Here is a 25,403-nt window from a genome sequence, read left to right on the forward strand (position 1 = left end):
GTGCGAATCTGTCCGCATGATGGATGGTGTGGCATGGCGCTGAGTGCATTCGAACTGTACTCGATCGGTATCGGACCCTCGTCGTCCCACACCGTCGGTCCGATGCGAGCCGCGGGGCGGTTCCTCGAATCTCTGCGCGTGGCAGGGCTGTTCGACGACGTCGCGCGCGTCCAGGTCGAACTGTGCGGGTCGCTCGGGCAGACCGGCCACGGGCACGGCTCCGACAAGGCGGTCGTCCTCGGCCTGATGGGTGAGGACCCGGAGACGGTCGACACCGACACCGCGGACGCGCGTTTCCACGCGGTCAAGGAGACCCGCCGTCTCCTGCTCGGCGGCCTGCGCGAGGTGCCCCTCGACGACGACGACCTCGTCCTGCACCGCCGCAAGACGCTGCCCGGGCACCCGAACGGCATGATCGCTCGGGCGCTCGACGCTGACGGATCGGTGCTTCTCGAGCGCGTCTACTACTCCGTCGGAGGCGGGTTCGTCGTCGACGAGGACGCGCTCGGCGCCGACCGTGTCGTGCAGGACACGACGCCCGTCGAGTTCCCGTTCAACACGGGCAAGGAACTGCTCGAGATCTGTGCGCGCACGGGTCTGCCGATCAGCGAGGTCATGATGCGCAACGAGCTGTCGTGGTGCACCGAGGAGGAGGTGCGCTCGGGCATGCTGCACCTGTGGTCGGTCATGGATCAGTGCATCACCAACGGTTTCTCGACCGAGGGCACCCTCCCCGGCGGGCTCAAGGTGCCGCGCCGCGCCCCCGCCATCCACCGTGCGCTGCAGCAGCAGGTCGCGCCCGGCTACCCGATCGACCCGCTCGATGTCATGGACTGGGTCAACCTGTTCGCCATGGCCGTCAACGAGGAGAACGCCGCGGGCGGCCGCGTCGTCACCGCGCCGACGAACGGTGCGGCCGGCATCATCCCCGCCGTCCTCAAGTACTACGTCAAGTTCGTCCCCGGCGCCGATGAGGACGGCATCGTCCGGTTCCTGCTGACGGCTGCGGCCATCGGCATCCTGTTCAAGGAGAACGCCTCCATCTCGGGCGCCGAGGTCGGCTGCCAGGGCGAGGTCGGTTCGGCGTGCGCGATGGCGTCCGGTGCGTTGTGCGAGGTCATCGGCGGCAACCCCGAGCAGGTCGAGAACGCCGCCGAGATCGGCATCGAGCACAACCTCGGCTTGACGTGCGACCCCGTCGGCGGGCTCGTGCAGATCCCGTGCATCGAACGCAACGCGATCGCCTCGATGAAGGCGATCAACGCCGCTCGCCTGTCGCGTCGCGGTGACGGCAAGCACACCGTCAGCCTCGACCAGGCGATGAAGACGATGCGCGAGACCGGCCGAGACATGAGCGTCAAGTACAAGGAGACGGCACGCGGCGGGCTGGCCGTCAACGTCATCGAGTGCTGACGTCCGGGCGAGCGGCGGCCGTCACCGCGTCTCACTGAGGCGCTGAGGGACGACGCCTCGCGTCGTGCGCGATGGTTCGTCGCAGCGGCCTCGGGGGCGGTTGTCAGACGTCTCGTACACAATGGGGGCGTGACCACCCAGCGCACCGTCTCCCTGCTCGGCTCCACCGGTTCGATCGGCACCCAGGCGTGCCAGATCGCGCGGAACAACCCCGAGCGCTTCCGCATCGTCGCGCTCAGCTCCGGCGGGCGTGACCTGGAGCTCGTCGCGCGTCAGGCCGTCGAGTTCGACGCCGAGCTCGTCGGTATCGCCTCCGGTGACGCGGCGCGGCTCGAGACGCTCATCGCCGATGCGGCGTCGGGCGCAGGCAAGCAGGTTGTCAGCCGCGTCGTCAGTGGTGACGACGCGTCGGTGCAGGTCGCGAGCGTCGGTGCGGATGTCGTTCTCAACGGCATCACCGGTTCGATCGGTCTGCGCCCGACGATCGCAGCGCTCGAGGCGGGCAGCACGCTGGCGCTCGCGAACAAGGAGTCGCTCATCGTCGGTGGACCGATCGTCAAGCGTCTCGAAAGGCCCGGGCAGATCGTGCCCGTCGACTCGGAGCACTCTGCCATCGCGCAGGCGCTCACCTCCGGTACGCACGACGAGGTGCGCAAACTCGTCGTCACCGCCAGTGGAGGGCCGTTTCGCGGCATGAGCCGCGCCGAGCTGGCCGACGTCACACCCGCACAAGCCCTGAAGCACCCCAACTTCGCGATGGGCAAGGTCATCACCACCAACTCGGCGACGCTCGTCAACAAGGGCCTCGAGGTGATCGAGGCGCACCTGCTGTTCGACATCCCGATCGATCGTGTCGAGACGGTCGTGCACCCGCAGCAGTACATCCACTCTATGGTCGAGTTCGTCGACGGCGCCGTCGTCGCGCAGCTCGGCTTGCCGACGATGCTCGTGCCGATCGCGATGGGCCTCGACTGGCCGCACCGCATCGCGGGCGTGGAGACACCGATCGACTGGACGAAGGCGATGGACTGGCGGTTCGAACCTCTCGACGACGAGGCGTTCCCCGCCGTTCGCCTCGCCCGTCAGGTGGGTGAGGCCGGCTCGACGTACCCGGCCGTCTACAACGCGGCCAACGAAGAGTGCGTCGAGGCCTTCCACGACGGGCACATCGGCTTCCTCGACATCGTCGACACCGTCGAGAAGGTCGTCGACCAGCACGCGCCCGAGAGCGGCGAACCTGACGTCGACGCCGTCCTGGCCGCAGAGACGTGGGCGCGCGGCGCCGCGCACACGCTGATCGAGAAGGGGCTGCGCTGATGCTGTTCGTCCTCGGGGTGCTGTTCATGATCGTCGGCGTGGCCGCCTCGATCGCGCTGCACGAGATGGGGCACATGGTGCCCGCCAAGAAGTTCGGCGTCCGCGTGCCGCAGTACATGGTCGGCTTCGGCCCGACGCTGTGGTCGAAGAAGCGCGGCGAGACCGAGTACGGCGTCAAAGGCATACCGCTCGGCGGTTACGTGCGCATGATCGGCATGTACCCGCCGAAGGCGGGCGACCCGGACGGCTCCGTGCGCGCCTCGTCGACCGGTCGGTTCAGCCAGCTCGCCGACGAGGTGCGTGAGCAGACCTTCGAGGAGCTGCGCCCCGGTGACGAGAACCGCGTCTTCTACAAGCTCAAGACGTGGCAGAAGGTCACCGTCATGTTCGGTGGGCCGTTCATGAACCTCGTCATCGCTGCGGTCGTCATGACCGTCATGGTGTGCGGCGTCGGCCTGCCGAAGCTCACCGGCACGAAGGTGACGTCGCTGACGACGTGCCTGACGAAGGTCGAACCCGGTCAGAAGTGCCCGACGGGGCAGGAGGCGCCGGCGGCCTCGAGCGGGCTGAAGCTCGATGACGTCATCATCTCGGTCGCGGGGCAGAAGGTGAACAGCAACCTCGAGGCGACCCGCGTCATCCGCGCGCACGGCGGCGAGAAGATCCCGTTCGTCGTCGAGCGTGACGGCCGGCAGCAGACGCTGCAGGTCACGCCGAAGACGACGAAGGTGGCGAAGCTCGACGCCGTCGGCAACCCCGTCACCGACGCGGGTGGCCAGAACGTCATGATCGACGCCGGGTACGTCGGGCTGTCGATCGGTCAGTACACGTTGCAGCGTCAGGGCCCGGGTGCTGTCCCCGGCATGCTCGGCACGAGCATCAAGCAGACGGCGGGCGTCGTGCTTCACATCCCGGAGAAGATGAAGGGCGTCGCGCAGGCGGCGTTCAGCGACGAGGCGCGCGATCCGAACGGGCCGATCTCCGTCGTCGGGGTGACGCGCATCGCGGGCGACGTCGCCGAGTCGTCGAAGGTCGAACTCGGCCAGAAGGTGCTGCTGCTGCTCAACCTGCTCGCCTCCCTCAACCTCGCGTTGTTCGTGTTCAACCTCATCCCGCTGCTGCCCCTCGACGGCGGCCACATCGCGGGTGCGCTGTGGGAGGCGATCAAGCGGCCCATCGCGCGGGCGCGCGGCGTCGCCGGGCCCGTCTACGTCGACGTGACGAAGGCGCTGCCGGTCGCGTACGCCGTCTCGCTCGTCCTCATCGGGATGTCGGTGCTGCTCATCTACGCCGACGTCGTGAAACCCATCACCATCCAGTGAGTCTCGGACCGGCCCAGGGCGTCGCGCGGCGGTCGTAGGATGGGCTCATGTCGGTTTCTCTCGGTATGCCCTCGGCGCCCGCGCCGGTCATCGCTCCTCGTCGCAAGACGCGCAAGATCAAGGTCGGCAAGGTCGAGGTCGGGGGAGACGCCCCCATCTCGGTGCAGTCGATGACGACGACGCCGACGACCGACATCAACGCCACGCTTCAGCAGATCGCCGAGCTGACGGCCACCGGGTGCGACATCGTCCGTGTCGCCTGCCCGAGCCAGGACGACGCGGACGCGCTGCCCGCCATCGCTCGCAAGGCGCAGATCCCCGTCATCGCCGACATCCACTTCCAGCCGAAGTACGTCTACGCGGCGATCGAGGCGGGGTGCGCGGGTGTGCGCGTCAACCCGGGTAACATCCGCAAGTTCGACGATCAGGTCAAGCAGATCGCCAAGGAGGCGAAGGACGCCGGGGTCTCCATCCGCATCGGTGTCAATGCCGGTTCGCTCGACAAGCGACTGCTCGAGAAGTACGGCAAGCCGACGGCCGAGGCGCTCGTCGAGTCGGCCGTGTGGGAGGCGTCGCTGTTCGAGGAGCACGACTTCCACGACTTCAAGATCTCCGTCAAGCACAACGACCCCGTCGTCATGGTGCGCGCCTACGAGATGCTCTCCGAGCGGGGCGACTGGCCGCTGCACCTCGGTGTGACCGAGGCCGGGCCCGCGTTCCAGGGCACGATCAAGTCGGCGACCGCGTTTGGCGCGCTGCTGAGCCGCGGCATCGGCGACACGATCCGCGTCAGCCTCTCGGCCCCGCCGGTCGAGGAGGTCAAGGTCGGCAACATGATCCTGCAGTCGCTCAACCTCAAGCCGCGCAAGCTCGAGATCGTCAGCTGCCCGAGCTGCGGGCGCGCGCAGGTCGACGTCTACACCCTCGCCGAGCAGGTGACGAAGGGCCTCGAGGGCATGGAGGTGCCGCTGCGCGTCGCCGTGATGGGCTGCGTCGTCAACGGCCCCGGTGAGGCGCGCGAGGCCGACCTCGGCGTCGCCTCCGGCAACGGCAAGGGCCAGATCTTCGTCAAGGGTGAGGTCATCAAGACGGTGCCGGAGAGCCAGATCGTCGAGACGCTCATCGAGGAGGCGATGCGCATCGCCGAGGAGATGGGCGAGGACGCGGGCGCCGACGGCGCCGGCCCCACCGTCTCGGTCGGCTGACGCCGGCATGCTGCGACGTTCGGGGGTGCGAGCCCTCGACGCCGGCGACCGCGCCGGCGCGCGGGCGTTGTGCGACCTCGACCCGGTGACGAACGTCTTCGTCGCCGCCCGCCTCGACGAGGGCGCGCTCGGTTCGACGAGCGCTGCCTTCGGTCTCGACGGTGACGTTGGCCAGCCACTCGCGGCAGGGGCGGACTCTTCGGGGTTCGATGCCGACGGGCTGGGTCGAGGCGGCGCTCGCTCGCTCGAGTCCAGTCAACGGCCGCTGCGCTCGATGCTGTGGGCGTCGGCGAATCTCGTCCCCGTCGAGGCGAGCCCTGACGATCTGGAACGCTACGCGGCCCGCGTCAAGTGTGCGCGACGCCGCGTCAGTTCGCTGTTCGGGCCGGCCGAGCAGGTGCTGCCGCTGTGGCAGCTCGTGTCGCGTTCGTACGCGCCGGCGCGCTCGTTCCGCCCCGAGCAGCCGCTCATGGTCGCCTCGCGGGAGGCGCGCGAGCGTCAGGGCATCGAGCCCGAACCGCGCGTGCGCCTGGCCCGACTCGACGAGGTCGACGCCATCGTGCCTGCGGCCGCGGCGATGTTCACCGAGGAGATCGGCTACGCGCCCTACGTCGGCAGTGCCGCGGCCTACCGCGCCGGGGTGCAGCGCCTCGTCATGGGTGGGCGCACCTTCGTCCTGATGGACGGTGCGCGCGTACGGTTCAAGGCCGACGTCGGATCGCTCGCCTCGGGCGTGGCACAGATTCAGGGTGTGTGGATCGACCCCGCCTGGCGCGGCCGCGGGCTCGCCGCACCGTGCATGGCGCGCGTCGTCGACCTGGTCGAGGCGGAGCTCGCGCCCACCGTCAGCCTCTACGTCAACGGGTACAACACCCCCGCGCTGCGTGCGTACGAACGCGCCGGGTTCGAACGCGTCGGGACGTTCGCGACCGTCATCCTCTGATGCGGCGGCGCCGTCGCAGAGGCGACGCGGTGGCACCGCTTATCGATGGGACGAGCGCCCTGCCCCCGCACTTCGACCCGTTTCAACGGCGTTGTCAGGGCGATGTGATGGGGTGGGGGCATGAATCCTGTCACCGGTCTTCGTGAACTTCCGCCCCTGATGCGCGGGCTCGTCGGCGCGTACGTCGTCTCCGGCGTGACGCACCTCGTGCGCCCGCAGGTGTTCGAGCCGACCATTCCGCCGCAGCTACCCAAGGCGCGCGAACTCGTCTACCTCAGCGGTGTCGCCGAACTCGTCTGCGCCGCGGGTCTCGTCAACCCTGCGACGCGCCGAGCCGCGGGTTACGCCTCTGCCGCCCTGCTCGTCGCCGTGCTGCCCGCGAACGTCGAGATGGCGCGTCAGGCGCAGGCGAGTGTCCGACGCCGCTCCACGCCGGGCAAGCAGGCGCGCCTCGCCGGCATGCTCGCGCGGGTCCCGGCGCAGTGGCCGCTCATCAAGGCGAGCCTCGACATCGCTCGCCGCTGACGAGGGCTCGCGAGGCCGACCGTGCGCCGTGCGTGGGTCGCCGTCACTGTGGGTGACGGTTCGCGCCGGACTGATGGGCCCGCGCCGCATTGGCGGGCCCGCGCCGTGCGGTCGGCGTAGACTCCTGCGCGCAGACGCCGCCCGGGCACCGGGCCGGCGATCTACAGTGGCGGCATGACTGACGTGTTCGCGCTCACACCAACCAATCAGGCCGACGTCATGGCCGGGTTCGACGCCGTCGACGCCGACGAGGCGCTCAAGGACGCGGCGAGCGCGTTCGCCTCGCACGAGCATGCCGACGTTCTCGGCCCCCTGCGCGAGCTCGGTGTCATGGCCGGCAGCGAGGAGGCTCGCGAACACGGCATGGCTGCGAACACGTTCACGCCGCGGCATCGCGCCGTCGACCGGTTCGGCGCGCGTACCGACGCCGTCGAGTTCCACCCGTCCTGGCACTGGCTCATGCGCCGCGGCGTCGAGTTCGGTCTCGCGGGCGCGCCCTGGCAGGACGCGTCGGCGGACGCTCACCTGCGGCGGGCAGCGGGCTTCATCACGTGGTCCGGTGTCGAGCCCGGGCACGTCTGTCCGCTGACGATGACCCATGCCGCCGTCCCCGCCCTGCGCGCGGACGAGGCGCTGACGCAGCGTTACGCCGACGGCCTCGCGGCGAGCGTCTACGAGCCCGGCGATCTGCCCGCGGCGAGCAAGGAGGGGCTGCTCGCGGGGATGGGGATGACGGAGAAACAGGGCGGCTCCGACGTGCGCACCAACGTCACCGAGGCCACCCCGTCGGGTTTCGACGACGACGGCGCCGCCGTCTATTCGCTGCGCGGGCACAAGTGGTTCACGAGCGCGCCGACGAACGATCTGTTCCTCGTCCTCGCGCAGGCTCCCGGCGGGCTGACCTGCTTCGTCGTGCCGCGCGTGCACCCTGACGGCACTCGCAACGCGCTGCGCATCGTCCGGCTCAAGGACAAGCTCGGCAACCGCTCCAACGCGAGCAGCGAACTCGAGTTCCACGACGCCTACGCCACTCGCCTCGGTGACGAGGGTGCGGGCGTGCGCACGATCATCGAGATGGTGAGCGCGACGCGGCTCGACTGCGTCCTCGGCTCGGCCGGGCTCATGCGTCGCGCGACGAGCGAGGCGGCCTGGTACACCGCGCGTCGGCATGCCTTCGGCGGCGTCCTCGCCGACAAGCCCGCGATGCAGAACGTCCTCGCCGATCTCGCGATCGAGTCGGAGGCCGCGACGGCGCTCGGCATGCGCCTCGCGGCGAGCGTCGACCGTATCGAATCAGGCGATCCCGGCAGCGAGCACGAGCGCGCGTTCCGTCGCTTCGCACTGCCGCTCGCAAAGTTCTGGGTGTGCAAGCGCACGCCGATGCACGTCGCCGAGGCCCTCGAATGCCTCGGCGGCAACGGGTACGTCGAGGAGTCGGGCATGCCGCTGCTGTTCCGCGAGTCGCCGCTCAACTCGATCTGGGAGGGCTCGGGCAGCGTCAACGCCCTCGACGTCCTGCGCGCCCTGACGCGTTCGCCGGAGGCGTTCGAGGCCTTCAGCCGCGAGCTCGACGTGACCCGCGGCGACCACCCCGGGCTCGACGTCGCGACGAAACAGGTGCTCGCCGACGTCGTGTCGTTGACGCCCGACGACGCGGAGTACCGCGCCCGCGACATCAGCGCTCGAATGGCCGTCGTCCTCCAGGCGAGCCTGCTGCTGCGCAGCGCGCCGTCGAGCGTCAGCGACGCGTTCATCGCGAGCCGCGTGCAGGGGGAGTGGGGCGGCGTGTTCGGCACCCTCGGCACGTCGGCCGCGAGCGCCGCCATCGCCCGACGCGCGACGCCGCGGCCCTGACGCCCTGGCGGTCAGGTGAACAGCCCGCCGAGGCCGCCCTGCTCGTTCGTCGAGGGCATGAGCTTGGCGGCCCACTCCGCGAACGCCTGCGGGTTGCGTGACTGCAGGAGCACGCGCCCGGGCCCGACGAAGTTGAAACGAGCCCTTCACCGGACTTCATCGACTGGATCGAGCGTCCTTCGACCGCCCGACGCGTTGTGAACTGCATCCCCAGGTCGTAGGCGATGACGTGCCCGGTGTGGATGACGTCACGCTCGCCCGGAGCGAGGTCCATGACGTCGACCGCGCCGTAGACGCTGAGGCACTGACCGCTGGCCTCGAGGCCGAAGCCGCCCTCGCCGCCGAAGAGGTTCGTCATGCCACCGAACTGCGAGGTGACCTCCGTGCCCTCGCTGTTGGCCATCCAGTTGCCGCGGGCGACGAAGCAGGGGCGATCGGGCTGGATCTCGAGCGCCAGCATGCCGCCGGGCAGGACGCCGGCGATGTCGCCCCACCCGCCCTCGGCGGGGGCGGTGTACGTCGTCGAGAAGAAGGACTCACCGCAGAGCACGGAGCGCTTGAGCCCCTTCATGATGCCGCCGCTGGCGGCCTTGCTGGAGATCTGCACGCCGGGCGAGTGCGCAGGAGACGGGAGACGGCGAAGGACGGATTGTGACGTCGTCGAATCTGCATGGATCTCAGGAAGGCCTCGCGGCCCGAGCGTCGGGTGGATGCGGGCCGTGCACGCCCTGGGCGGGCCGGGATAGTGTGGGGCCGAGTCACGCGGAGCGACCGCGACACGACCCGAGGAGAGACCGTGGCCCAGCGCATGTCCAACCTGTTCCTGCGAACGCTTCGCGAGGATCCGGCGGACGCTGAGCTGCCGGGCCACAAGCTGCTCGTGCGCGCCGGCTACATCCGACGCGCCGCGCCCGGCGTGTACACGTGGTTGCCGCTCGGGCTCAAGGTGCTGCGTAACGTCGAGACCATCGTCCGCGAGGAGATGGAGGCCATCGGCGCGCAGGAGCTGAGCTTCCCCGCGCTGCTGCCGCGCGAACCCTATGAGGCGACGAACCGCTGGGACGAGTACGGCCCCAACCTGTTCCGCCTGCAGGACCGCAAGGGCGTCGACATGCTCCTCGGCCCGACGCACGAGGAGATGTTCACCATCACGGTGAAGGACATGTTCTCGAGCTACAAGGACCTGCCGACGACGCTGTTCCAGATCCAGACGAAGTACCGCGACGAGGCCCGCCCGCGCGCCGGCCTGCTGCGCGGGCGCGAGTTCATCATGAAGGACTCGTACTCCTTCGATCACACGAAGCAGGGCCTCGAGGAGAGCTACGCCAAGCACCGCGGCGCGTACGTCAAGATCTTCGACCGCCTCGGCTTCGAGTACGTCGTCGTCCACGCCGACTCGGGCGCGATGGGCGGTTCGGCGTCGGAGGAGTTCCTCGCCGTCAGCCGCCACGGTGAGGACACGTTCGTCCGCTCGCCCGGCGGTTTCGCCGCGAACGTCGAGGCCGTCGTCGTGCCGCAGGCCGAGCCCGTCGAGGTGAGCGTCGGCCCCGCACACATCGAGGACACCCCCGAGACCCCGACCATCGAGACGCTCGTCGCGGCCCTCAACGCGAATCACCCGCGCGACGACGGACGCGAGTGGACGGCTGCCGACACACTGAAGAACGTCATCGTCATGCTCGTCCACCCCGACGGCACGCGCGAACCGCTCGCGATCGGCGTGCCCGGCGATCGCGAGGTCGACGCCAAGCGCCTCGAGGCTCAGGTCGCTCCGGCCGACGTCGAGGCGTTCGAGGAGAAGGACTTCGCCGCCTACCCGATGCTCGCGAAGGGCTACATCGGCCCGGGCGTGCTCGGCGAGGAAAAGGCCTCCGGCATCCGTTACCTGCTCGACCCCAGCATCGCCGAGGGCTCGGCGTGGGTGACGGGCGCCGACGTCAGCGGCAAGCACGTCATCGACCTCGTCCACGGCCGCGATTTCACCGCCGACGGCACGATCCAGGCGGCGCAGATCAAGGAGGGCGACCCGGCCCTCGACGGTTCGGGCCCCCTGACGCTCGCGCGCGGCATCGAGATGGGTCACATCTTCCAGCTCGGCACGAAGTATGCCGAGGCGCTCGGGCTCAAGGTGCTCGACGAGAACGGCAAGCTCGTGACGGTGACGATGGGCTCCTACGGCATCGGCGTCTCTCGCGCCGTCGCCGCCATCGCTGAGGACAACCTCGACGACAAGGGCCTCATCTGGCCGCGTCACATCGCGCCCTTCGACGTCCACGTCGTCGCCACGGGCAAGGACGCCGCGGTCTTCGAGAAGGCGGAGCAGGTCGTCGCCGACCTCGAGTCGGCCGGGCTCGGCGTCCTGTTCGACGACCGTCCGAAGGTCAGCCCCGGCGTGAAGTTCAAGGACGCCGAGCTCATCGGCGTCCCGACGATCGTCGTGCTCGGGCGCGGCCTCTCCGACGGCACGATCGAAGTCAAGGACCGCCGCTCGGGCACCTCGCGTGACGTCGGCGTCGACGAGGTGGCGGCCGAGGTGCTCTCCGAGGTGCGCGGCGCCTGATCCGACCCTGCTTCACGAGAGCCACCACGGCCCGACGTGGTGGCTCTCGCGCGTCGAACGGCCGCCGCCCCGGTCACGAGCGGCGCGGGCGCGACGGTCACGAACTGAGAGACGTTTGCGGGCACGCGGCGCGCGGCCCAGGATGACGGGGTGAACGACCCGGGAACCCTGACCCTCACCCTGCTGGCGCTCGCGGCGGCCTGCGCGGGATGGATCGACGCCGTCGTCGGCGGAGGCGGGCTCGTGCAGTTGCCGGCCCTCATGGTCGCGTTTCCGCACGCCGCGCCCGCCCAGCTGCTCGCGACGAACAAGCTGGGTTCGATCTGCGGCACGTCGGTGAGCTCGGCGACGTACCTTCGGCGGGTGCGTCCCGATCTGCGCACCGCGCTGCCGCTCGCCGTGATGGCGTTCGCCGGCTCGATGGCGGGTGCGGCGCTCGCCAGTCACATCCCGCGCAGCGCGTTCAACCCGATCATCCTCGTCGTCCTCGTCGCCGTCGGCGCGTACACGCTGTTCAAGCCGTCGATGGGGCAGCTCGAGAACCTGCGGCACGCCGGCAGCCGGCGCCATTACGCGACGGCGGGCGCCGTCGGCCTGGGCGTCGGCCTGTACGACGGCGCGCTCGGCCCGGGGACGGGCTCGTTCTTCGTCTTCGCGCTCGTCAGCCTGCTCGGCTACCGCTTCCTCGAGGCCTCCGCCAAGGCCAAGCTCGCCAACTTCGCGACGAACCTCGCCGCCCTCGTCGTGTTCATCCCGGCAGGTGCGGTGGCCTGGCGTGTCGGCCTCGTGCTCGGCGTCGCGAACCTCGCGGGCGGCTATCTCGGCGCCCGGACCGCCGTCTCGAAGGGGGCCGGGTTCGTGCGCGCCGTGTTCGTCGTCGTCGTGGGGGCCTTCGTCGTCAAGCTCAGCTACGACACCGCCGCGCAGTTCGGCCTGCTCTGATGCTCAGCCGCGCCCGGCGCCTCACCGGCTACCACGGCTCGAGCGTCCGGCGACGGCGGCGGGTGCCGTCACCCGTCAGGACGCCGGCTTGGCGTCGCAGCCGAACGCACCCATCGTCGCGGTCGTCTTGGCGTAGGATGCTGGGTTCTGCGACGGGGTGGCCAGCTCGACGACGCGCGTCTTCTGGTCCTGATAGGTGGGCTGGTACGTCATAGATTGGCTGATCTTGCCGCCCGCGTCGCGCGTGAAGGTGACGCTCGCGTACGCGCCGTCCGCCGTGCCCGGCAGATATGCGGCCTGCTGGCCGGAGAACAGGTTGCCGAGGGCGTAGGAGACGTATCGTCCGTCGATCTTCTGGCACGGCTGCACGATGTGCGGATGGTTGCCGATGATCCAGTCGACCTGCCCGGAGCGCAGCAACGCGTCCGCGTACTTCTTCTGCTCCGCCGAGACCGGCTTGTACTCACGTCCCCAGTGCATCGACACGACGACGATGTCGGCGCCCTGCTTGCGTGCTTCGGCGGCATCGGCCTCGATGCCTTCCGGGGTGCGCACCGCGTACAGGTTGTCCGCGACCCAGGGCGCGTCCTTGGGAGTGCCCGTCTGGTCGCCGTTGATGCGGTTGTCGAGCGTGTAGCTGTACGACAGTTGCGCGACCTTGAACCCCTTGGCCTCGTAGAACACGGGCTGGCCCTTCTCGCCGGCAGACGCGGCCGGGCCGGCCGCCTGCAGACCGTTCGCGGCCATGACGCTGCGCGTGCTCGCCAGCCCGGAGAGGCCGCGGTCGTAGGCGTGGTTGTTGGCCGTCGAACACCCGTCGAACCCGATGGACTTCACCGTCGTCGCGAACTCGTGGGGCGCGTTGAAGCTCAGCTCGCGCGCCAGGTTCGTGTCGTCACGCGACAGCGGGTTCTCCATCTGGCAGATGCGTAGATCGCCCGCCTTCGTGACGGGGGAGATCTGGCCGAAGAACTGGTCGAAGCGGTACCCCGTGCCGCCTGCGGCACGACGGGCCATCTGCGTGACCGACGGGTGGACGATGAGGTCGCCCGACGCGCCGATCGTGATGCTGCCCGGCTTGTTTTTGACCGGCTCCGGGGGAGCGACCGAAGAGCTGGCCGAGGGACTCGCACTCCCACCGGAACTGCTCGACGCGCCGGCCTTCGATGACGCCCCGGAGCTCGAAGCGCCGCCCGTGTCGTGCGAGCTGCCCGAACAGGCCGTGAGAGCGAGCAGTGAGATCAGTGGTGCGGCGGCGGCCGCGCGTCCCCGAATACGCATGCGGACGAGTTTATTCCCGGCGGGCGTGCTCAGGTCGCGAGGCCCGGGAACGGCGAGACGCTGCCCCCACCGAAGCGCACCGTGCGGGCCGCGCTCGACCACGCGAGCAGCAGCCCGTTGACATCATCGGCGCTGCGCGTGCCCGTCGCCGCGACGGCGCACGCCGACATCAGAGCCGCGGCCGCCTTGCCCGCATCGGCGCGGGCCGCGGCGAGCGAGTCGTAGCGGCGCGCGGGCGCAGCGGGGCTCGCGGAAGCAGACGATGACGACGACGGCGACCCCGATGACGCCGACGATTCCGCGAGCGAGCGCACGGCGTAGAGGTCGTCGAGCAGGTCGGGGACGTCGCCGCGATCATCGGGATCGGTGCGCGCCGCCCACCACTCGAGCGCGTGGATCGTCACCGCGTTCGCGTCGAGAAGCGCCGACGACGAGGGCACCGACGCCGTCGCGGACCACGGCACGGAGACGCCACCCGGCAGCGAGCTGAGCCCGCGCGCGGCGATCGACAGGGCGAGAGGCCTCGATGTCGCCGAAACCTTCTGCAGGCTCGCGCACAGCGCGGGGGAGACCCAGTCGCTCTCGGCGCGGGTCCACGCCGTCGCGGCGGGGCTGCTGCTCGCCGAGGGCGACGACGCCGGGGCGCTCGCGCGGGAGCTCTTTCCGGACGCCGACGCCCATGGCGACGCAGACGCTGACGCCGACACGCTGGGCGCCGCAGTGGCGCTGACGCTGGGCAGCGACGTCGCGCCGATGCCGCGCAGCGTCGCGTCGAGTCGTTTGAGTTCGGCGACGTGGGCGCCCTGCGCGTCGGCGGCCTCCCGGCGGTGGTTCGTCTCCTGGCTCGCCGCGCTCATCGCGACCACGAGGTGACGACGCACAGCCTCGAGGGGGCCCGAATCGGGCGCCGGTGCCGCCGTCGGCCCCGGCAGGGGCGCGTCCTTCTCCACGCGCAGCCTGCATGCGCTCGTGGTGGTGAGGACGACGGCGGCGAGCGCGGTGCGGCGGGTGAGACGAGCATCGGGCATGGGCACAGTCTGGCACGCACTGGCCGCGCGTTCCGGCGGGCGGTGACGCCACACGCACCGTGGGCGCGTCAGGCTCAACGTGCCTTCCCACAGGATGAACACCCCGTGATCCATCATTTGCAGTTTTGCTGAACCGAAGACAAGGTTATGTACTTCGAGCCCGAGAGAAACCACGAAGGAGCGGACGATGACGACGACGAGTGAACGTCCCCGCGCCACGCAGCGCACGGCCAAGCCCGAGGGGCAGTGGGCCAAGGGCGAGTTCGACCCGCTCAACCCGAACGAGGTCTTCAAGGCCGAGGACGCGCCCCTCAACGTGCGCGCCCGCATCCTCGAGCAGTACGCCCGCGAGGGCTTCGACAGCATCTCGGGCACTGACCTGCGCGGCCGCATGCGCTGGATGGGCCTGTACACCCAGCGCAAGCAGGGCATCGACGGCGGCAAGACGGCGACGCTGGCGCCCGAGGAGCTCGACGACGAGTACTTCATGATGCGCGTGCGCATCGACGGCGGGCAGCTCTCCCGCGAGCAGCTGCGGGTGCTCGCGAGCATCTCCACCGATTTCGCACGTGGTACGGCCGACATCACCGACCGCAACAACATCCAGTACCACTGGATCGCGATCGAGGACGTGCCGGAGATCTGGCGCCGTCTCGAGGCCGTCGGTCTCGACACGCTCGAGGCCTGCGGTGACTGCACGCGCACCACGCTCGGTTCGCCGGTGGCCGGCGTGCACCCCGACGAGGTGATCGACGCGACCCCCGCGATCGACTTCATCAAGGCCAACTACGTGGGCGACCCGGATCTCGCGAACCTGCCGCGCAAGTTCAAGTCGTCGATCGCGTGGCTGCCCGACGCCGCCCCTGAGATCAACGACATCAGCTTCGTCGGCGTCGTCCACCCCGACCACGGCCCCGGCTTCGATCTGCAGATCGGGGGAGGGCTGTCGACGAAGGCGTTCTTCGCGCTGCGCCTCGGTGCCTGGGTGCCGCTCGAAGAGGTGCCCGAGGTCTGGCTCGCGACCGTCAAGCTGTTCCGCGACCACGGCTACCGCCGGCTGCGCAACCGCGCGCGTCTCAAGTACCTCGTCGAGGACTGGGGCGCCGACAAGACGCGTGAGGTGCTGGAGCGCGAGTACCTCGGGCGCCCCCTGCTCGACGGGCCCGCCGCGCCCACGCCGAAGCACACGATCGACCACGTCGGTGTGCATCGTCAGAAGGACGGACGCAACCTCGTCGGGTTCGCGCCGATCGCAGGGCGCACGAGCGGCGCGGCGCTCGCGGGCGTCGCCGACGCGATGGAGGCCGCCGGCAGCGACCGGCTGCGCCTGACCGCCTACCAGAAGCTCGTCGTCCTCGACGTGCCCGACGACGCCGTCGAGCCGCTGCTCGAGACGATGCGGCCGCTGGGCTTCGACGGGCGTCCGTCGCCGTGGCGCCGCGCGACGATGGCGTGCACGGGCCTGGAGTTCTGCAAGCTCGCCATCGTCGAGACGAAGCAGCGAGCCCACGACCTCGTCGCCGAGCTCGAAGAGCGTCTCGCTCACCTCGACGACCAGCTCGAGCACCCCATCGCGATCCATCTCAACGGCTGCCCCAACAGCTGCGCCCGCATCCAGGTGGCGGACATCGGTCTCAAGGGCCAGATCATCACCGACACCGCCGGCGAGCAGGTGCCCGGCTACCAGGTCCACCTCGGCGGTGGCCTGGGCGAGGACCTCGTCGTCGGGCGCAAGCTGCGCGCCCACAAGGTCGCCGCGAGCGAGCTGGGCGACTACGTCGAGCGCGTCGTGACGCGGTACATAGCCGCACGCGAGAGCGGCGAGAGCTTCGGCGACTGGGCCCGCCGCGCCGACGAGGAGGAGCTGCGATGACGCAGGTCGTGCGCGAGCCCGACGAGCTGCGTCGGATCGCCATTCGGGCCGCTGGCCAGCTCGACGGTGCACCGGCGGACGCCGTGCTCGATTGGGCGGCCGCGGAGTTCGGGGAACGCTTCGCCGTGGCCACCTCCATGCAGGACGCCGTGCTGACGCATCTCGCGTCGCGCAGCCTGCCCGGCGTCGACGTGCTCTTCCTCGACACCGGGTACCACTTCGAAGAGACGCTGCAGACCCGCGACGCGGTCGCCTCGACGTACGACGTCACGCTGCGCACCCTCGAACCGTCCCAGAGTGTCGCGCAGCAGGACGCGACGTACGGAGCGAACCTCTTCGAACGCGATCCCGATCTGTGCTGCACGCTGCGCAAGACCCACCCGCTCGACGAGGCCCTCGACGGCTACGAGGCGTGGGCCACCGGGGTGCGTCGCAGCGAGGCGATCACGCGGCGCGACACACCGGTCGTCAGCTTCGACGAGCGCCGCGAACGCATCAAGGTCGCGCCGATCGTCGCGTGGAGCGACGCCGACGTCGAGGCCTACATCGCCGAGCACGCCATCGTCACGAACCCGCTGCTCACCCAGGGCTACCCCTCGATCGGGTGCGCCACGTGCACCCGCCGGGTGGCGCCGGGCGAGGACGCGCGCGCCGGACGCTGGGCGGGCCGCGACAAGGTCGAATGCGGGATCAACACATGAGCGCCGCGACCGTGTGGCTCACGGGCCTGTCCGGAGCGGGCAAGTCGACGCTCGCCGAGCGCCTCGTCGCCACCCTGCGCGAGCGGGGCGAACGCGTCGAACTGCTCGACGGCGACGAACTGCGCACCTCCCTCAGCGCCGGCCTCGGGTTCTCCCGGGCGGACCGGAACACCCACGTGACGCGCGTCGGTTTCGTCGCCGACCTGCTCGCCCGCAACGGTGTGTGGGCGATCGTGCCGGTCATCGCCCCGTACGCCGATGCACGCGCCGAGAACCGCGCACGCCACGAGCGCAGCGGTAGTCGCTACCTCGAGGTCTTCGTCGCAACGTCGCTCGAGGAGTGCGCGCGACGCGACGTCAAGGGCCTGTACGCCCGGGCCGAGGCCGGCGAATTCACCGGAATGACAGGCCTCGACGACCCCTACGAGGTTCCGACCAACCCCGAATTGCGTCTCGAGACCCAGGGCCGCTCGATCGAGGAATCCCTCGCCGAGATCCTGCGTCTCATCGACGAGGAGAGGACACCCGCATGACCGAGACGATGACGCCACCGGACGTCTCCACGAACCCCGCCGGCGAGCTGTCGACGTTGCGGGCACTCGAGGCCGAGGCCATCGAGATCATCCGCGAGGTCATCGCCGAGTTCGAACGCCCTGCGCTGCTGTTCAGCGGCGGCAAGGACTCCGCAGTGCTGCTGCACGTCGCACTCAAGGCGCTCGCCCCCGCGCCGTTGCCGCTGACGCTGCTGCACGTCGACACCGGCCACAACCTGCCTGAGGTCATCGCGTTCCGGGACGAGGTCGTCGCCCGTCATGGCCTGCGCCTCCACGTCGCGGCGGTCGAGGACTGGATCGCCGACGGCCGCCTGCAGGAACGCCCCGACGGCACCCGCAACCCCCTGCAGACGGTGCCCCTCGTCGACACGATCGAGGCAGAACGCTTCGACGCCCTCCTCGGCGGGGCGCGCCGGGACGAGGATCGGGCGCGCGCGAAGGAGCGCATCTTCTCGGTGCGCAGCGCCATGGGAGGGTGGGACCCGCGCGGGCAGCGTCCGGAGCTGTGGAACCTCTACAACGGCCGTCACGCCCCCGGCGAGAACACGCGTGTGTTCCCGCTGAGCAACTGGACCGAACTGGACGTCTGGCGCTACATCGAGGCCGAGGACGTCGCGCTGCCGCCGATCTACCACGCGCACGAGCGCCAGGTCTTCCTGCGTGACGGCATGTGGCTGACGCCGGGGCCCTGGTTCGGGCCGCGCGACGACGAACCCCTCGTCACCCGCTCGGTGCGCTACCGCACCGTCGGTGACGGCTCCTGCACGGGCGCCGTCGAGTCCGAGGCCCGCACGACCGCCGACATCATCGCCGAGATCGCCGCGAGCCATCTCACCGAGCGCGGAGCCACCCGCGCCGACGACCGCCTCTCCGAGGCCGCTATGGAAGATCGCAAGCGAGAGGGCTACTTCTAGAGATGACGACCACGACCACCCGTGCCGCCGACGCACCACGTTCGTCCACCGAGCACGCACCGACCGCCTCGCCCGGTTCCCAGCTCCGCCTCGTCGTGGCGGGCAGCGTCGACGACGGCAAGTCGACCCTCGTGGGTCGTCTGCTGCACGACACGAAGAACATCCTCGCCGACACCTACGACTCGATGGTCGCCGCGAGCACGTCACGCGGCGCCGAGCAGGTCGACCTTGCTCTCCTGACGGACGGGCTGCGCGCCGAGCGCGAACAGGGCATCACGATCGACGTGGCGTACCGGTACTTCGCCACGCCCCGGCGCACCTTCGTCCTCGCCGACACCCCGGGGCACGTGCAGTACACGCGCAACATGGTCACCGGCGCCTCCACCGCTGACGCAGCCGTCGTCCTCGTGGACGCGCGACACGGGGTCAGCGACCAGACGCGTCGTCACGCCGCGTTGATGGCGCTGCTGCGTGTTCCGCACGTCATCTTCGCCGTCAACAAGATGGATGCCCTCGAGTGGTCGCGCTCGCGGTTCGACGAGGTCCGGACCCAGGCGACCGACCTGGCCGACAGGGTGGGCCTCAGCGATCCCCGCGTCGTCGCGCTGTCTGCGCTGACGGGCGAGGGGGTCGTCGCTCCGGCCCCCGACGGGTACGACCACCCGCCGCTGCTCGACCTGCTCGAGTCGCTACCCGTCCGCGATGACCTGCGGGCCGAGTCGTTCCGCATGCCGGTCCAGCTCGTCATCCGGCCTCGCACCGCCGAGCATCCGGATTATCGCGGTCTCGCCGGCCGCATCGCCTCCGGCGTCCTGCACGTCGGTGACCGTGTGCGCGCGGTGTCCTCGGGCCTGACGAGCCGGGTCGTCGCGATCGACACTCCGGTGGGCTCGCGTGAGGTGGCCGTAGCGGGCGAGTCAGTGACGGTGCGTCTGGGCGACGAACTTGACGTCGCTCGTGGTGAGGTCCTGTCGCTCGTGGCCGACCCCGATCAACCGGTTGCCGACTCCGAGGTGAGCGGAGTGCTCGCGTGGCTCGCGGCCGCGGACGGGCGTGTCCGTCAGCGCGTCCTCGTCAAGGCGGGCACCAAGGTGGTGCGCGCGGTCGTCGACGACATCACGCATCTGTGGGACGTCGAGACGAGCACGTGGCACGCAGCCGGCCCTGAAGCAGTGATGACGCTCAACACGATCGGACGAGTCCGTCTGCGTCTGGCCGAGCCCGTGGTGCTCGACCCGTACGACAGCCACCGGGCGACCGGCGCGTTCCTCGTCATCGATCCCGCGAGCGGCGCCACGCTCGGAGCCGGCATGTCGGGTGCGGGGCTCGGTTCGGGTGCGGACGACGACGCCGCGCAGCTCGAATCCGAAGAGGATTGGCTGGCTGGCTGACATGCGCGACGATCACGCACCTGTCGATGCCGTACACCGATCCCGGGCCCGATCACCCCAGATCGGGCGCCGGACGCTCCTCGGCGCCGGCCTCGCCGCCCCCTTCATGACACCGGCCCTGTCGGGGTGCGGGGCGGCTGAGGCGAGCCCGCATCGCCTGCGATTGGGGCACTTCTCGAACCTGACCCACGGCGTGGCCCTCGCAGGCATGGCCCGCGGAACGTTCGCGCGCCACCTGGGCAGCACGGCCATCGAGCGGCAGGTCTTCGACAACGGGCCCGCCGCCGTCCAGGCCATGCTCGCCGGCGCGATCGACGTCGCCTACCTCGGCCCGAACCCGGCGATCACGGCGTGGGTGCGGACGAAGGGCGCCGGAGTGCGCCTCCTCGCCGGAGCAGCGGAGAACGGCGCTGCGCTCGTTGCTCGTCCCGGAGTGAAGAAGATCGACGATCTGCGTGGGTGCAGCGTCTCCACGCCGCAGATCGGCGGCACCCAGGACGTAGCCCTCAAGACACTGCTCGCCGAGCACCACCTGACGACGGGGCCGGGAGCGGACGAGGTGGAGACCGTGTGGATGGCCAACTCACAGACTCTCGATCAGTTCCGCCAGGGGCGCCTCGACGCCAGCTACCAGGCCGAGCCATGGGTCTCTCGCCTCGTCGTCGAAGCCGGCGCGCACGTGCTCGTCGACGAGCGCACCCAGTGGCCCGACCACCGATTCGTGACGACGTGCCTGCTCGTCACCCAGGAGTACCTCGAACGCGCGCCTGCTCAGGTGGAGCAGCTCCTGGCGGCCCACGTCGAGACCGTGGAATGGATCAACAGCCATCGGGGCGCCGCGAGTGTGCTGCTCAACGCCGAGATCGGCAAGCTCAGCGGCAAGAAGTTGAAGCGATCGGTCGCCGAGCGGGCCATGGACAACGTGCAGTTCTCCTGGGATCCGTTGATGGCAAACATCGCGCAGGTCGCCGAACACACGTGGCGAACGGGCGGCATCGACGTCCGTCCCGACCTGCGCGGGTTGGCGGACCTCGACCCGCTCCGGCAGGTCCTTGCTGCACGCGCCCTGCCTGCGATCACCGACGCCGGTCTCGGCGTGCACAGAAAGGGCTGACATGACGTTCGACACCACCACGGCAGGCGAGCGACACCCGATCGCCCCGCCGAGCGACGCACGCTCGACGGCACAGCCGGCCGCCGTCGACATCCGCGGTCTGCACAAGGTCTTCGGCCAGGGCGACGACGCCGTCGAGGCGATCGGCGGGCTCGACCTGAGGGTCGAACAGGGGGAGTTCGTCAGCGTTCTCGGCGCCTCCGGCTGCGGCAAGTCGACCCTGCTGTCGATCATCGCCGGGCTCGAACCCGCCAGCGCGGGCGACGTGCACGTCGACGGCCCTCAACCGGCGCTGATGTTTCAGGATTCCGCGCTCTTCCCGTGGCTGAGCGTCGGCGAGAACGTCGAGGCTCCCCTGCGATTCAGGGGCGTGCCCTCCGCCGAACGCCGCCAGCGGGCGCAGGAGCTGCTCGCGACGGTGCGGCTCGACGGCGCAGTGGATCGACGACCCCACGAACTGTCCGGAGGCCAACGCCAACGCGTCGCCCTCGCGCGCGCACTCGCCCAGAACGCGCGCCTGCTGCTCATGGACGAACCATTCGCCGCCCTCGACGCCATGACGCGCGACCTGCTCCACGGGGAACTTAGCGACGTGTGGCATCGCGACGGCATGGCCGTCATCTTCGTCACCCACAACGTGCGTGAAGCAGTGCGTCTCGGCCAACGTGTCGTCCTGCTCTCTTCGCGCCCGGGACGCGTCAGCCAGACGTGGGACGTCGACCTGCCACAGCCGCGTGCCATCGAGGACGCAGGCGTCGGTGAGCTGTCCCGCGAGATCACCTCGCGCCTGCGAGAGGAGATCAGTCGTCATGCCCACGCCTGAGTTCGACATGCGCGAGGAGGATCCGTTCGAGGCCAGTGCCCGACGGCACCGCTCGCCCGGCCCCACGAGATCGATGATCAGTGACGACGACGTCACCTCCGGACTAGACGCGCTCGAACAGGCTCAGGCGCAGCGCCGACGCCGCGTCGACCCGCTGTCCGTGCTAGCGCCGCTGGGTGCGCTCGCGATCGTGGTCCTCGCCTGGCAGGTTCTCGTGTGGGCACACGTCAAACCGGCCTGGGTGCTCCCTCCGGTCACCGACATCGCTCGGGCCCTGTGGACCTCCCTCACCTCGGGGGAGGCGCTCGACGCGATCTGGGTCAGCCTGCGACGCGGCGCGGTGGGCTTCGCGCTCTCCCTCGTTCTCGGCACGACACTCGGGCTCGTCGTCGGCCGCGCGAGACTGGCGCGGCGCGCCTTCCGACCGCTGCTCGCAGCGATGCAGTCCCTGCCGTCGGTCGCGTGGGTGCCCTTCGCCGTCATGATGTTCTACCTCAGCGACACGACGATGTACGCCGTGATCCTGCTGTCCGCAGTGCCCTCGATCGCCATGGGATTGATCGGCGGGTTGGATCAGGTCCCGCCTCTGTTCGAACGAGCCGGCCGGGCCCTCGGAGCGAGTCGCACGCAACTCGTGCGTCACGTCCTCCTGCCGGCGGCCATGCCGACCTATCTCGGCGGCATCAAGCAGGGCTGGGCGTTCGCCTGGCGTTCCCTCATGGCCGCCGAGCTCATCGTGCAGTCGCCCAAGCTCGGATTCGGTCTCGGTTCGATGCTCAACCAGGGGCAGGCGAACTCGGACATGCCAGCCGTGATGGCCGCGATCGTTCTCGTGCTCGTCGTCGGGTTGGCCGTGGAGGTGCTGCTCTTCGGCCCGATCGAGCGGCGCATGCTGCACCGTCGGGGCCTCGCGCCGTCGTAGGGCTGACCTGCGGCGAGCCGGGACGCTCCGGTCTCGGGCGACGACGGCTCCTCGCGCGTCACGATAGACTCAGGGGCGATGCGCAGGCACGACGCCTGCGCATTCGTCACCTCACGGCTCGTGCCGCGGGCGACGGGTGCACGGCACGGCGACAACTCCAGGAGGCGCGAGTGAGCAACTCGGAACAGACGATCATCGACACGATTCTGCCGAAGCTCGAACCACTGGGTCTCCTCGTCGAGGACGTCACCGTCGTGCCTGCCGGCAAGCGCCGCCTCGTGCGCGTGCTCGTCGACCGCGACGTCGCCCTCGAGACGGCGGTCGAGGAATCGATCGAGCCCGTCACGCTCGACGAGGTCACGGACGCCACGCGCGTCATCGACGCAGAACTCGAGGCGAGCGACGTCATGGGCGAACAGCCCTACGTCCTCGAGGTCAGCTCACCCGGCACCGACCGTCCGCTGACGCTGCCGCGCCACTTCGCGCGCAACGTCGGCCGCCTCGTCACCGTCACCCTCGACGACGAGTCGAAGGTCGCCGGTCGCATCACCCGCGCCGACGCCCAGACGGTGGAGGTGACGCCCGAGCAGGGCGGCAAGAAGGCGGGGGCGGCCGTTGACGCCGAGCCCGCCCGACTCAATTACACATCGATCACCGGCGCCAAGGTGCAGGTGGAATTCACGCGCGGCGACGACGCCGACGCCGTGGGAGAGGACGTCTGATGGACATCGACATGGCTGCACTGCGCGCCCTGGAGCGGGAGCGCGAGATTCCGATGGACGTCATCGTCCCCGCCATCGAGCAGGCGCTGCTGCTCGCGTACCAGAAGGAGGAGGGCTCCTACCGCCGGGCGCGCGTCGAGCTCGACCGCCGCACGGGTCATGTCGTCGTGTGGGCGCGCGAGGACGGCGAGAAGCAGGAGGACGGCACCTGGAGCGAGCCCGGCCCCGAGTTCGACGACACCCCCAAGAACTTCGGGCGCGTCGCCGCGGGTACGGCCCGTCAGGTCATCATGCAGCGCATGCGTGACGTCGAGGACGAGGCCATCCTCGGTGACTTCATCGGCAAGGAAGGCGACATCGTCTCCGGCACGATCCAGCAGAGCCTCGACTCGCGGTTCGTCAAGGTCGACTTCGGCACCGTGGAGGGCATCCTGCCGACTGCGGAGCAGGTGCCAGGGGAGACCTACCGTCACGGCGAGCGTCTGCGCTGCTACGTCGTGTCCGTGCGCCGCGGCCCGAAGGGCCCGCAGATCTCGCTGTCGCGCACCCACCCCAACCTCGTGCGCAAGCTGTTCGCGATGGAGGTGCCCGAGATCGCCGACGGTAGCGTCGAGATCGCCGCGCTCGCGCGCGAGGCGGGTCACCGCACCAAGATCGCGGTGCACGCCACGAAGCCCGGCATCAACGCCAAGGGCGCCTGTATCGGCCCGATGGGTCAGCGCGTGCGCGCCGTCATGAGCGAGCTGCAGGGCGAGAAGATCGACATCGTCGACTACTCGCGCCAGCCCGATGAGTTCATCGCCGCGGCGCTGTCGCCGTCGCGCGTCGAGTCGGTCGAGGTCGTCGACCCGAAGGCCCGAGCCGCCCGCGTCGTCGTGCCCGACTTCCAGCTCAGCCTCGCCATCGGCAAGGAGGGCCAGAACGCCCGTCTCGCGGCGAAGCTGACGGGGTGGCGCATCGACATCCGGCCCGACACCGCGCTCGCCGACGGCGGGCGTGACGACGAGTCGGCCCGCTGAGCGCGCGCCCTCAGACGTCTCGCGCGCACCCCGGCCATCGAGCGTGGCCGGGGTGCGCGCATTTCGTCGCGGAGCTGTGCGGGGGTAGGGTAGGTCTTGAACGGTGACAGATGTGAAGGTGGGGTGCGTGTGAACGTGCCGATCCCGAACGTCGAGCTCTCCCGGCCCGCAGAACCGCAGCGAACCTGCATCGGGTGCCGGGGCAAGGGCGGCCGTTCCGTTTTGCTGCGCATCGCAGTGAGCGAGGACGGCGCCACCCTGGTGCTCGACTCGCGCAAGGCGATGCCCGGTCGAGGAGCCTGGCTCCACGCCGACACGACGTGCCTCGAACAGGCCACCAAGCGTCGGGCATGGGCACGAGCACTTCGTCTGCACACCGCGGTCCACACCGCGACGCTGCAGGAACACGTGGCGGCCGAGATCGCCCGCCTGCCGTCGCCCGACGGCGAACACACCATGACCGAAAGCGGGTTTGACGCGATGAGCAACCGATGAGTTCTCACCGATGAACACCTACCCCTCGGCGGTCGGCTGATCCTCCGGGCAAGCAATTGCTCGAAGCCTTGGCCGCCCGTCACCATCTGACAGGAGAAACGTGGCCAAGGTTCGAGTCCACGAGCTCGCCAAGGAGCTCGGAGTCGAGAGCAAGGAACTGCTCGCGCACCTCAAGGCGCAGGGCGAGTTCGTGAAGTCCGCCAGTTCGACGATCGAAGCGCCCGTCGTGCGCAAGATCAAGGAGAACCCCCCGAAGCCGACGAAGGCCGGTGGCGACGCCGCCGACGTGCCGTCGAGCTCCCCGAAGCCGGCTGGCGGTTCGTCCGCCAAGCCCGGCGCCCCCAAGCCGGGCCCGAAGGCGCCTGCTCCCAAGGCTGCCCCGGCCGATGCCGCACCCGCGGCGCCGTCGAAGCCGGCCGAGAGCGCCACCCCGAAGCCTGCGGCCAAGACCGAGTCGGACGCTGCCCCGGCAGCACCCGCCGCGG

General features: G+C 70.1%; 23 protein-coding genes and 1 pseudogene. 21 read left to right on the forward strand and 3 right to left on the reverse strand.

The genetic code is table 11. From position 1 onward, the window contains the following. Window positions 1-33: 33 nt before the first annotated feature. The 7 genes from HMPREF0321_RS05770 (at window position 34) to HMPREF0321_RS05800 (ending at window position 8,579) form a co-directional block, all read left to right on the forward strand. Entirely contained in the window at window positions 34-1,413 is a 1,380-nt protein-coding gene (locus HMPREF0321_RS05770) for an L-serine ammonia-lyase (RefSeq protein WP_006944909.1), read from the forward strand. Between the two features lie 129 nt (window positions 1,414-1,542). Then, on the forward strand, window positions 1,543-2,730 hold the full coding sequence (gene dxr / locus HMPREF0321_RS05775; protein ID WP_006944884.1) for a 1-deoxy-D-xylulose-5-phosphate reductoisomerase: 1,188 nt from the start codon (window positions 1,543-1,545) through the stop codon (window positions 2,728-2,730). Then, window positions 2,730-4,052, forward strand: coding sequence for an RIP metalloprotease (locus HMPREF0321_RS05780; RefSeq protein ID WP_006944854.1), 1,323 nt, complete (start codon window positions 2,730-2,732; stop codon window positions 4,050-4,052). Before dxr ends, HMPREF0321_RS05780 begins: the two co-directional genes overlap by 1 nt. A gap of 47 nt (window positions 4,053-4,099) precedes the next feature. Further along, window positions 4,100-5,257: a flavodoxin-dependent (E)-4-hydroxy-3-methylbut-2-enyl-diphosphate synthase gene (gene ispG / locus HMPREF0321_RS05785; protein WP_006944859.1), complete on the forward strand. Its 1,158-nt coding sequence runs from the start codon at window positions 4,100-4,102 to the stop codon at window positions 5,255-5,257. Between the two features lie 7 nt (window positions 5,258-5,264). Continuing rightward, window positions 5,265-6,200: a DUF4081 domain-containing GNAT family N-acetyltransferase gene (locus tag HMPREF0321_RS05790; protein ID WP_006944855.1), complete on the forward strand. Its 936-nt coding sequence runs from the start codon at window positions 5,265-5,267 to the stop codon at window positions 6,198-6,200. Between the two features lie 120 nt (window positions 6,201-6,320). Next, window positions 6,321-6,725 (forward strand): hypothetical protein, encoded by a 405-nt coding sequence (locus HMPREF0321_RS05795; protein WP_006944879.1) that lies wholly within the window; start codon window positions 6,321-6,323, stop codon window positions 6,723-6,725. A 174-nt stretch (window positions 6,726-6,899) separates the two neighbouring features. Continuing rightward, the gene (locus HMPREF0321_RS05800) at window positions 6,900-8,579 is read left to right on the forward strand and encodes an acyl-CoA dehydrogenase family protein (RefSeq protein ID WP_006944872.1); all 1,680 of its coding nucleotides are present in this window, start codon (window positions 6,900-6,902) and stop codon (window positions 8,577-8,579) included. A 175-nt stretch (window positions 8,580-8,754) separates the two neighbouring features. Here the strand turns inward: HMPREF0321_RS05800 and HMPREF0321_RS17360 are convergent. After that, window positions 8,755-9,150 (reverse strand): annotated as a pseudogene (locus HMPREF0321_RS17360) (AIM24 family protein); the annotation flags it as partial. A gap of 225 nt (window positions 9,151-9,375) precedes the next feature. Here HMPREF0321_RS17360 and HMPREF0321_RS05810 point away from each other — a divergent pair. Next, window positions 9,376-11,139, forward strand: a complete 1,764-nt coding sequence (locus HMPREF0321_RS05810) for a proline--tRNA ligase (RefSeq protein WP_006944902.1) — start codon at window positions 9,376-9,378, stop codon at window positions 11,137-11,139. A 150-nt stretch (window positions 11,140-11,289) separates the two neighbouring features. After that, window positions 11,290-12,081 (forward strand): TSUP family transporter, encoded by a 792-nt coding sequence (locus HMPREF0321_RS05815; RefSeq protein ID WP_006944901.1) that lies wholly within the window; start codon window positions 11,290-11,292, stop codon window positions 12,079-12,081. A gap of 75 nt (window positions 12,082-12,156) precedes the next feature. Here HMPREF0321_RS05815 and HMPREF0321_RS14775 read toward each other — a convergent pair whose 3' ends face one another. Further along, window positions 12,157-13,362, reverse strand: coding sequence for a CapA family protein (locus tag HMPREF0321_RS14775; protein ID WP_006944868.1), 1,206 nt, complete (start codon window positions 13,360-13,362; stop codon window positions 12,157-12,159). Window positions 13,363-13,391: 29 nt separating this feature from the next. After that, complete coding sequence (locus HMPREF0321_RS05825) at window positions 13,392-14,390, reverse strand: hypothetical protein (RefSeq protein ID WP_139023562.1); 999 nt, start codon at window positions 14,388-14,390, stop codon at window positions 13,392-13,394. 187 nt (window positions 14,391-14,577) lie between these two features. On the opposite strand from HMPREF0321_RS05825, the gene HMPREF0321_RS05830 reads away from it, so the two are divergent. The 12 genes from HMPREF0321_RS05830 to HMPREF0321_RS05885 form a co-directional block, all read left to right on the forward strand. Next, a complete protein-coding gene (locus HMPREF0321_RS05830; RefSeq protein ID WP_006944918.1) occupies window positions 14,578-16,263 on the forward strand; it encodes a nitrite/sulfite reductase in 1,686 nt (561 codons plus the stop codon). After that, window positions 16,260-16,964, forward strand: coding sequence for a phosphoadenylyl-sulfate reductase (locus tag HMPREF0321_RS05835; protein ID WP_006944887.1), 705 nt, complete (start codon window positions 16,260-16,262; stop codon window positions 16,962-16,964). The genes HMPREF0321_RS05830 and HMPREF0321_RS05835 overlap by 4 nt, the downstream gene beginning before the upstream one ends. Continuing rightward, a complete protein-coding gene (gene cysC / locus HMPREF0321_RS05840; RefSeq protein WP_050786489.1) occupies window positions 16,961-17,497 on the forward strand; it encodes an adenylyl-sulfate kinase in 537 nt (178 codons plus the stop codon). The genes HMPREF0321_RS05835 and cysC overlap by 4 nt, the downstream gene beginning before the upstream one ends. After that, on the forward strand, window positions 17,494-18,432 hold the full coding sequence (gene cysD / locus HMPREF0321_RS05845; protein ID WP_006944913.1) for a sulfate adenylyltransferase subunit CysD: 939 nt from the start codon (window positions 17,494-17,496) through the stop codon (window positions 18,430-18,432). Before cysC ends, cysD begins: the two co-directional genes overlap by 4 nt. 2 nt (window positions 18,433-18,434) lie before the next feature. Then, on the forward strand, window positions 18,435-19,823 hold the full coding sequence (locus HMPREF0321_RS05850; protein WP_006944912.1) for a sulfate adenylyltransferase subunit 1: 1,389 nt from the start codon (window positions 18,435-18,437) through the stop codon (window positions 19,821-19,823). A 106-nt stretch (window positions 19,824-19,929) separates the two neighbouring features. Continuing rightward, a complete protein-coding gene (locus HMPREF0321_RS05855; RefSeq protein WP_074039968.1) occupies window positions 19,930-20,937 on the forward strand; it encodes an ABC transporter substrate-binding protein in 1,008 nt (335 codons plus the stop codon). Between the two features lies 1 nt (window position 20,938). Beyond that, window positions 20,939-21,760 (forward strand): ABC transporter ATP-binding protein, encoded by an 822-nt coding sequence (locus tag HMPREF0321_RS05860; RefSeq protein ID WP_006944904.1) that lies wholly within the window; start codon window positions 20,939-20,941, stop codon window positions 21,758-21,760. Beyond that, on the forward strand, window positions 21,747-22,682 hold the full coding sequence (locus HMPREF0321_RS05865; protein WP_006944871.1) for an ABC transporter permease: 936 nt from the start codon (window positions 21,747-21,749) through the stop codon (window positions 22,680-22,682). The genes HMPREF0321_RS05860 and HMPREF0321_RS05865 overlap by 14 nt, the downstream gene beginning before the upstream one ends. Before the next feature lie 170 nt (window positions 22,683-22,852). After that, window positions 22,853-23,404: a ribosome maturation factor RimP gene (rimP, locus tag HMPREF0321_RS05870; RefSeq protein ID WP_006944929.1), complete on the forward strand. Its 552-nt coding sequence runs from the start codon at window positions 22,853-22,855 to the stop codon at window positions 23,402-23,404. Continuing rightward, a complete protein-coding gene (nusA, locus tag HMPREF0321_RS05875) occupies window positions 23,404-24,423 on the forward strand; it encodes a transcription termination factor NusA (RefSeq protein ID WP_006944857.1) in 1,020 nt (339 codons plus the stop codon). The genes rimP and nusA overlap by 1 nt, the downstream gene beginning before the upstream one ends. Before the next feature lie 129 nt (window positions 24,424-24,552). Then, window positions 24,553-24,918 carry a YlxR family protein gene (locus tag HMPREF0321_RS05880; protein ID WP_050786491.1) on the forward strand — a complete coding sequence of 122 codons (366 nt, stop codon included), beginning with the start codon at window positions 24,553-24,555 and terminating at the stop codon, window positions 24,916-24,918. Between the two features lie 100 nt (window positions 24,919-25,018). After that, window positions 25,019-25,403 (forward strand): translation initiation factor IF-2 N-terminal domain-containing protein (locus tag HMPREF0321_RS05885; RefSeq protein WP_006944869.1); only part of this gene is annotated, 385 nt, incomplete at its 3' end.

This window comes from Dermacoccus sp. Ellin185 (genome assembly GCF_000152185.1).
GTDB classification, from domain to species: Bacteria; Actinomycetota; Actinomycetes; order Actinomycetales; family Dermatophilaceae; genus Dermacoccus; species Dermacoccus nishinomiyaensis.